Source organism: Pseudonocardia zijingensis, from assembly GCF_042657305.1.
In the GTDB taxonomy this organism is placed as follows: Bacteria; Actinomycetota; Actinomycetes; order Mycobacteriales; family Pseudonocardiaceae; genus Pseudonocardia; species Pseudonocardia zijingensis.
Map to the genome: position 1 here is coordinate 1 of NZ_JBHSKO010000075.1, position 1,112 is coordinate 1,112.

At 72.3% G+C, this 1,112-nt stretch carries 1 protein-coding gene; it reads left to right on the plus strand.

What is annotated here, in order from left to right; translation table 11 throughout:
* Positions 1–1,112: hypothetical protein (locus ACFPL3_RS41990; protein WP_379591037.1), on the plus strand; the 1,112-nt coding region annotated here is incomplete at both ends.

Consider the following 1,112-nt stretch of genomic DNA (forward strand, 5'->3'; position numbering starts at 1 on the left):
ACCTACGGGGTGGCGGCCACGTCGACGTTGTTGCTGGCGTTCGCGGGGTGGGGTGTGGGTGGGCTGTCGCTGTTGGTGAATGCGTTGTTCGGCAAGCGGATGGGGGTGAACGCGGCGCTGGGGGTGGGGTTGTTCGCGTCGGTGGCGTTGGCCGCGATCGCGGTGGTGCCGGCTGTGTTCGGTGTGTTGCTGGTGTTGTACGGGCTGGGCGGGATGATGATTTCCGCCTCGGCGATCTTCCAGGCGGCGTTGGCGCGGCATCCGTTGGAGCCGGCCGCAGCCGGCGCGCGCCAGGATCGGGTGCAGACCTGGTCGTCGGTGGGGCGGGCGTGGTTGCCGTTGGTGGTGGCGGGGTCGGTGTTCGCGTTGTTCGGGTGGCGGGGCGCGGTGGTGGCGCTGGGTGTGCTGACGGCGGCGCTGACGGTCGCGACGTGGGGGGCGCTGCGGGGTGGGCTGGCGGCCCCGGAGGCGACCGGCTCGGTGTGGCGGCGGGTGCGCGACAGCGTGACTGTGGCGGCGAAGCGGGCGTGGCGGGCACCGGCGAGGTTCCTGGTGTCGGTGCCGCTGCTCGGGTCATTGATCGGGTTCCCCATCGGCTTGATGCTCGGGGCGGTCTCCCCGATGCTCAAGGTCCACATGCCGTGGCTGGGCGCCGAGTACGTGGTGTGGGCGGCCGCTGTGGTGACGTTCGTGCACCGGTATGCGGCGGTGTGGGCGAACGGGTGGTGGGCCCGGGCGAAGGCGAAGCATCCGTGGATGGGCACGCTGGTGGGTGCGTCGCTGCCGATGGTCACCGTGCCGGTGCTGATCGGGGTGTTGCTGGGGTGGCCGCACCTGGCGAGTTCGGCGATCCCGCTGGTCGCCGTGTTCGTGGCGGTGAGTGTCGCGTTCCAGTTGCCGATGGGCCCGGCGACGGTGCTGACGCGGGGGGTGGCGGGGACGAGCCGGTTCCTGGTGGGTACCCAGCTGGGGGCGGCCGCGGGTGTGGGGTTGACCCAGCTGGTGGTGGCCGGGTTGGCGCCGGGTGGGTTGACGGTGGCGACGGCCGGGGCCGTGGAGCTGGCCCTGGGGGCCGGTTATGTGGTGGTGACCGCGGCGATGATCGTCGCCGC